The 7,263-nt window shown below is 74.4% G+C and carries 7 protein-coding genes; 6 read left to right on the top strand and 1 reads right to left on the bottom strand.

What is annotated here, in order from left to right:
- Positions 1-101: 101 nt before the first annotated feature.
- Positions 102-554, bottom strand: coding sequence for a metallopeptidase family protein (locus ACFXAM_RS36740; RefSeq protein WP_350554486.1), 453 nt, complete (start codon positions 552-554; stop codon positions 102-104).
- 164 nt (positions 555-718) lie between these two features.
- On the opposite strand from ACFXAM_RS36740, the gene ACFXAM_RS36735 reads away from it, so the two are divergent.
- From ACFXAM_RS36735 to ahcY, 6 genes are all read left to right on the top strand, one after another.
- Positions 719-1,084 carry a DUF3499 domain-containing protein gene (locus ACFXAM_RS36735; RefSeq protein WP_380298043.1) on the top strand — a complete coding sequence of 122 codons (366 nt, stop codon included), beginning with the start codon at positions 719-721 and terminating at the stop codon, positions 1,082-1,084.
- A 184-nt stretch (positions 1,085-1,268) separates the two neighbouring features.
- Positions 1,269-2,651 carry a phosphomannomutase/phosphoglucomutase gene (locus tag ACFXAM_RS36730; RefSeq protein ID WP_380298042.1) on the top strand — a complete coding sequence of 461 codons (1,383 nt, stop codon included), beginning with the start codon at positions 1,269-1,271 and terminating at the stop codon, positions 2,649-2,651.
- Positions 2,652-2,751: 100 nt separating this feature from the next.
- Positions 2,752-2,934, top strand: coding sequence for a Trm112 family protein (locus tag ACFXAM_RS36725; RefSeq protein ID WP_380298041.1), 183 nt, complete (start codon positions 2,752-2,754; stop codon positions 2,932-2,934).
- Between the two features lie 80 nt (positions 2,935-3,014).
- Positions 3,015-4,295 carry an SIS domain-containing protein gene (locus ACFXAM_RS36720; RefSeq protein ID WP_380298039.1) on the top strand — a complete coding sequence of 427 codons (1,281 nt, stop codon included), beginning with the start codon at positions 3,015-3,017 and terminating at the stop codon, positions 4,293-4,295.
- A 106-nt stretch (positions 4,296-4,401) separates the two neighbouring features.
- Entirely contained in the window at positions 4,402-5,376 is a 975-nt protein-coding gene (locus ACFXAM_RS36715) for a cation diffusion facilitator family transporter (RefSeq protein ID WP_380298037.1), read from the top strand.
- Positions 5,377-5,700: 324 nt separating this feature from the next.
- A complete protein-coding gene (gene ahcY, locus ACFXAM_RS36710) occupies positions 5,701-7,149 on the top strand; it encodes an adenosylhomocysteinase (RefSeq protein WP_380298036.1) in 1,449 nt (482 codons plus the stop codon).
- Positions 7,150-7,263: the final 114 nt, after the last annotated feature.

Below are 7,263 nucleotides of genomic sequence, written 5' to 3'. Positions count from 1 at the left end.
GCCGGCCCAGCCCCCGGGCGTGGCCCTGCGCTAACCCCCCCCGCCCCGCCGCCGGGGCCGCACCGGGCCGCCGGGTGCCGCCCCTGCGGCGTTCGCCGTGCTCAGTCCTCGTCGTACCGCGGGTCGATCGCGTCGGGGGAGAGCCCCAGCAGCTCCGCCACCTGCTCGATCAGGATCTCGTGCACCAGCGCGGCGCGGTCCTCCCGCGACTTCGCCCGGATCTCCACCGGCCGCCGGTACACCACGATCTGGCTCTTGCGCCCCTGCCGGCCCGGCGAGACCCGGCCCAGCGGCACCCCGCCGTCGGGATCGGTGCCGTCCGGCTCGTGCAGCGGCACCTCCTGGACGGCGAACTCCACCTCGATCAGCTGGGGCCAGCGCCGCTCCAGCCGTTCCACCGACTCGCGCACGTAGTCGTCGAACAACTCGGAGCGGGTGAGCGAGATCGGGACCTGCGGCGGCGCCAGCGGGCCGCGCAGACCCCGGCCGTGCCGGTCGCGGTGCCGCGGGCGGCGCGAGGGACCCGTCGATGACTGCGGTGCGGAGCTGTCCATATCACTGCCGAGCGTAGTCCTTGGACGCCCGGAAGTGGACCACCCCCGCAACGGTTCGCCCGGGGCGAGCGGAGCACCCGGGCGGCGCGCGGGCGGCGACACGGCACACCCTCCGGACAGGCGGTCTTCGCTCCCCGGCAGGGAGTGCTGTACCGTCCACCCTCGTGAGCTCTGTACGTCGTTGTTCGCGGACCGCGTGCGGCCGTCCGGCCGTCGCGACGCTGACGTACGTCTACGCGGACTCCACCGCCGTCCTCGGACCGCTCGCCACCTACGCCGAGCCGCACTGCTACGACCTGTGCGCCGAGCACGCCGAGCGCCTCACCGCCCCGCGCGGCTGGGAGGTCGTCCGGCTCGTGGCCGAGGCCGGACCGCTGCGCCGCAGCAGCGACGACCTGGAGGCGCTCGCCAACGCCGTCCGCGAGGCCGCCCGCCCGCAGACCCCGCGTCAGGGCCGCGCCCCCGAGGGCGAGTCCACCGAGGGAAGCCGCCGCGGCCACCTCCGGGTGCTCCGCTCGCCCGACAACTGACCCGCCGCCCGGCACCGTCCCGCTCCCGCCCCCGCACCAACCGCCGCGCCCGCCCGGGTACGCTCCCCCCTACCGGGTGGCGGCCGCCGCCGTGCCCGGACGTATCCGTGACCACGGGGCGATCAGCCCGCCGGCCAGGCCGCGCGCGTTCGCCGATCAGACACAGAACCAGGGTGGAGCCGCAGTGCGCGACCTCAAGCAGCTCGTGAAGGCGTACGACGTACGGGGCGTCGTCCCGGACCAGTGGGACGAGAACCTCTCCCGCGCCTTCGGCGCCGCGTTCGTGCAGGTCACCGGCGCGACCGCGATCGTGGTCGGCCACGACATGCGCCCCTCCTCCCCGTCGCTGACCCGGGCCTTCGCCGAGGGCGCGGCCGGCTACGGCGCCGACGTCGTGCAGATCGGCCTCTGCTCGACCGACCAGCTGTACTACGCCAGCGGCGCGTTCGACCTGCCCGGCGCGATGTTCACGGCCAGCCACAACCCGGCCGAGTACAACGGCATCAAGCTCTGCCGGGCCGGCGCCGCCCCGGTCGGCCAGGACACCGGCCTCGCCGAGATCCGCGAGCTGGTCGAGTCCTGGACCGGCGAGGACGACACCGTCACCGTCCCGGCGCGCGACGTCCGCCCGGGCACCCTCTCCGAGCGGGAGACCCTGCGCGGCTACGCCGACCACCTGCTCGGCCTGGTCGACCTCACCGCCGTCAGCCCGCTGAAGGTCGTCGTCGACGCCGGCAACGGCATGGGAGGCCACACCGTGCCCACCGTCTTCGACGGCCTGCCGATCGAGCTCGTCCCGATGTACTTCGAGCTGGACGGCACGTTCCCCAACCACGAGGCCAACCCGCTCGACCCGAAGAACCTGGTCGACCTCCAGGCCGCGGTCCGCGAGGCCGGCGCCGACCTCGGCCTCGCCTTCGACGGCGACGCCGACCGCTGCTTCGTCGTCGACGAGCGCGGCGAGCCGGTCTCCCCGTCGGCCATCACCGCCCTGGTCGCCGCCCGCGAGATCGCCCGCGCCAAGGCCGCCGGCGAGGCCGAGCCGACCGTCATCCACAACCTGATCACCTCCTGGACCGTCCCCGAGGTGGTCCGCGAGCTGGGCGGCACGCCCGTGCGCACCCGGGTCGGCCACTCCTTCATCAAGCAGGAGATGGCCGTCACCGACGCCGTCTTCGGCGGCGAGCACTCCGCGCACTACTACTTCCGCGACTTCTGGCGCGCCGACACCGGCATGCTCGCCGCGCTGCACGTGCTGGCCGCCCTCGGCGGGCAGCCGGGCACCCTCTCCGAGCTCACCGCCGAGTACGACCGCTACGCCGCCTCCGGCGAGATCAACAGCACCGTCGCCGACCAGGCCGCCCGCACCGCCGCCGTCCGCGCGGCCTTCGCCGTCGAGGGCACCACCGTCGACGAGCTGGACGGCCTCACCGTGGCCGGGCCGGACTGGTGGTTCAACCTGCGCGCCTCCAACACCGAGCCGCTGCTGCGCCTGAACGTCGAGGCGAAGGACCCGGCGAGGATGGCCGAGCTGCGCGACGGCGTGCTGGCCGTGGTCCGCGCCTGACGTACGGCCCCGGTGCCCCGGCCGGTAGGGTTTCCTCTCGGCCGGGGCACCGCCGTGCCGTCCGCCGCCACCCCCGCACCGAGACCGGAGACCGAACGCCATGAAGCTCGAATCCTTCCTGCTGGAGATCCTGGTCTGCCCGCAGTGCCGGGCCGCGCTCACCGAGGGCGGCACCGAGGAGCAGCCCGAGCTGGTCTGCACCGGCGCGGACTGCGGCCTGGTCTACCCGGTGCGCGACGGCATCCCGGTCCTGCTGGTGGACGAGGCCCGCCGCCCGGCCTGATCCTGGACGGGGCGGCCCCGCCCCGGCCCGCCCCGCGCCCGCCGTCCTCAGCGCCCAGCCACCAGCCGGAGGCCCGCCGCATGCTCGACGACACCCTGCTCGACGACCCGGCCGCCCTCCGGCGCGCCGACCACGACCGCGCGCTGCTCGCCCTCGCCGGCTCCGGCGCCCGGGTGCGCACCGCCCTGCGGCTCGCCGACGCCGCCGGCCTGGACCGGCTGCGCCCCGACGGCCGCCCGCGCGCCGTCCTGGTCGCCGGGCACGGCAGCGCGCTGACCGCCGGCGAGATGCTGGCCGCGCTGGCCGGCACCGCCAGCCTGGTCGCCCCGCTGCCGCCCACCGACGCCGCGCCCGTCCCGCGCCCGGACCGGGCCACCGCCCCCGCCGCGTTCACCGCCGGCCTGGCCTGGCAGCTCCCCGGCTGGGCGGGCCCGCTCGACCTGCTGGTGATCAGCTCCGCCGACGGCGGCGAACGGGGTCTGGTCGCGCTCGCCGAGCAGGCCTACGCACGCGGCTGCGCGATCGTCGTCACCGCGCCCGCGGGCAGTGCGCTCGCCGAGGCCGCGCTGCAGGTCCGCGCGCTGCCGCTGCCCTTCGTGCCGTCCGCCGTCGAGCCGGCCGAGGCCGGCGCGCCCGGCGGCCCCGGCTCCGAGCCGGACCTGCCCGCCGAGGACCCCTCGGCACTCTGGGCCCACCTCGCGCCGCTGCTCGCGCTCGCCCAGAAGCTCGGTGTCACCCAGCTGGCCTACGACGCGCTGCCGCGCACCGCGGACCTGCTGGACGCCACCGCCGTCCGCTGCCGGCCGGACGCCGCCGCGTACACCAACCCGGCCAAGGGGCTGGCCGCCCGGCTGGCCGGGACCGTCCCGCTGCTGTGGGCCGAGGGCCCGGTGGCCGGCGCGGCGGCCGTCCGCTTCGCCGCCCAGCTCGCCGACCGGGCCGGCCGTCCCGCCCTGGCGGGTCTGCTGCCGCAGGTGCTCACCGCGCACCGCGGCATGTTCACCGGGCAGCTCGGCGCGGGCGCCGACCCCGACGACTTCTTCCGCGACCGGGTCGAGGAGCCGGACCCGCTGCACCTCCAGGTCCTGCTGCTGCGGCAGGTCCCGGGCGAGGGCGACGCCGGGCCGTCCGGGCCCGGCCCGGCGGGGGAGGGCGACGACGGTCCGGCCGAGGTGCCGGCCGACGACGCGGGCCCGCGCAGCTTCGGCGCCGGCCGGGCACACCGGCTCGCCGCCGCCCACGACGTGCGGCTCACCGAGTACGCCAGCCGCCGCTCCGACCCGCTGCACGCACTGGCCGACCTGGTGGCGCTCACCGACTTCGCCGCCGTCTACCTGGGCCTCGCCGCCGCGCAGTCCTGAGTCCGCGGGGGCCGGCCCGGTACCGTATGCGGTCGACGGCGACCGGGACACCGGGCGTCCGGGCACGGGCCGCGCGGACGGCCCCCGACGGAGGGACCTTCCGAGCATGAGCACCGAAGGCGGTACCAAGGCGCTGGTCGCGGCGCTGACCGCGAACCTGGGCATCGCGGCGAGCAAGTTCGTGGCCTTCGCGTTCTCCGGCTCCTCCTCGATGCTCGCCGAGGGCGTGCACTCGCTGGCCGACTCCGGCAACCAGGTCCTGCTGCTGGTCGGCGGCAAGCGGGCGCAGCGCGCCGCCACCCCCGAGCACCCGTTCGGCTACGGGCGCGAGCGGTACATCTACGCGTTCCTGGTGTCGATCGTGCTGTTCAGCGTCGGCGGCATGTTCGCGGTCTACGAGGGCTACGAGAAGATCGTCCACCCGCACGAGCTGGACAACTGGTACTGGCCGGTGGGCGTGCTGGTGTTCGCGATCGCGCTGGAGGGCTGGTCCTTCCTGACCGCGTTCCGCGAGGCCCGCAAGGACAAGGGGACGCACGGCTGGCCCGCGTACATCCGCCGGGCCAAGGCGCCCGAGCTGCCGGTCGTGCTGCTGGAGGACACCGGGGCGCTGATCGGCCTGGTGCTGGCGCTGTTCGGCGTGGGGCTGACGGTGATCACCGGTGACGGCATCTGGGACGGCATCGGCACGCTCTGCATCGGTCTGCTGCTGATCGCCATCGCGTTCGTGCTGGCGGTCGAGACCCGCTCGCTGCTGCTCGGCGAGTCGGCCCACCCGGAGACGGTGGGCCGGATCCGCGACGCGCTGGTCGACCACGACTCCGTCGAGCGGGTCATCCACATGCGCACCCTGCACCTCGGCCCGGAGGAACTGCTGGTCGCCGCCAAGATCGCCGTCCCGGCCGACTCGACGGCCGCCGAGGTCGCCGAGGCCATCGACGCCGCCGAGTCGCGGGTCCGGCGGGCGGTGCCGATCGCCCGGGCGATCTACCTGGAGCCGGACATCTACAGCGCCGAGAAGGAGGCGGCGGGCGACGACCCGTACGCCACGCCCGGCGGGCCGGTCCCCGGCACGCACTGAGCCACCGGCACGGCCCCGGGCGGGAGGCCGAAAACGGCCGTAGCGGGCCGCCGTCCGGGGCCGTCGGTGTAGATTCGTCCCCAGAGCCAGAACGTCGCTGCTGATGGCGGTCGATCGGCGGCCCGCCCCCGAGGGGGTACGCGCCGGTCGAGGGAGAGAGGTCCTCCGACGGTTTGTGCCGAGCAACGGGGCTCCGTGCCGCGCCGGTCGGACCGTGCCGCGGGCCGGGTGCCCCGGCGTCGTCGCACACCCGTGCGGCCCGCCGTGTTGTGACGCACTCCAGGACCTTGGCCACACCCCACCCGTCACACGAGGAGCAGACGCATGTCGACCGACATCACCGGTGACTTCAAGGTCGCCGACCTTTCCCTGGCCCCGTTCGGCCGCAAGGAGATCCAGCTCGCCGAGCACGAGATGCCCGGCCTGATGGCGATCCGCGCCGAGTACGCCGAGTCGCAGCCGCTGGCCGGCGCCCGGATCACCGGCTCGCTGCACATGACCGTGCAGACCGCCGTCCTGATCGAGACCCTCACCGCCCTCGGTGCCGAGGTCCGCTGGTGCTCCTGCAACATCTTCTCCACCCAGGACCACGCGGCCGCGGCCATCGCCGTGGGCCCGGAGGGCACCCCGGAGAACCCGCAGGGCGTGCCGGTCTTCGCCTGGAAGGGCGAGACCCTGGACGAGTACTGGTGGTGCACCGAGCAGGCGCTGACCTGGCCGGACGGCAAGACCCCGAACATGATCCTGGACGACGGCGGCGACGCGACCCTGCTGATCCACAAGGGCGTCGAGTTCGAGAAGGCCGGTGCCGCGCCGGACCCGTCCACCGCCGACAACGACGAGTTCCGCATCATCCTGGAGCTGCTCAACCGCACGCTCGTCGAGACCCCGAACAAGTGGACCGAGGTCGCCGCCACCATCAAGGGCGTCACCGAGGAGACCACCACCGGTGTCCACCGCCTGTACGAGATGCACCGTGACGGCAAGCTGCTGTTCCCGGCGATCAACGTCAACGACTCGGTCACCAAGTCGAAGTTCGACAACAAGTACGGCTGCCGCCACTCGCTGATCGACGGCATCAACCGCGCCACCGACGTCCTGATCGGCGGCAAGGTCGCGGTCGTCTGCGGCTACGGCGACGTCGGCAAGGGCTGCGCCGAGTCGCTGCGCGGCCAGGGCGCCCGGGTCATCGTCACCGAGATCGACCCGATCTGCGCGCTGCAGGCCGCGATGGACGGCTACCAGGTCGCCACCCTGGAGGACGTCGTCGAGACCGCCGACATCTTCATCACCACCACCGGCAACAAGGACATCATCCTCGCCTCCCACATGGCGCGGATGAAGCACCAGGCCATTGTCGGCAACATCGGCCACTTCGACAACGAGATCGACATCGCCGGCCTCGCGAAGCTCCCGGGCGTCGTGAAGACCGAGGTCAAGCCGCAGGTCCACGAGTGGCGCAAGGCCGACGGCCGCACCATCATCGTGCTCTCCGAGGGCCGCCTGCTGAACCTGGGCAACGCGACCGGCCACCCGTCCTTCGTGATGTCCAACTCCTTCGCCAACCAGACGATCGCCCAGATCGAGCTGTTCACGAAGACCGAGCAGTACCCGATCGGCGTCTACGTCCTGCCGAAGCACCTGGACGAGAAGGTCGCCCGCCTGCACCTCGACGCGCTGGGCGTGAAGCTGACCACCCTCACCCAGGAGCAGGCCGACTACATCGGCGTCCCGGTCGAGGGCCCGTACAAGCCCGAGCAGTACCGCTACTGAGCGGTCCCGCCGACCGGCCCCGCGCCGACGCACGCCGGTGGCCGGCACACCCCCCCGGGGGTGGCCGCCCCCCGCGGGGGCGGGCCCGGGTGACTTGGAGACCACCCGGGGGCC

It is taken from the genome of Kitasatospora sp. NPDC059462, assembly GCF_042749955.1.
GTDB lineage: Bacteria > Actinomycetota > Actinomycetes > Streptomycetales > Streptomycetaceae > Kitasatospora.
Note: the sequence above shows the minus strand (reverse complement) of the source record. Positions and strands in the feature narration are given on the sequence as shown.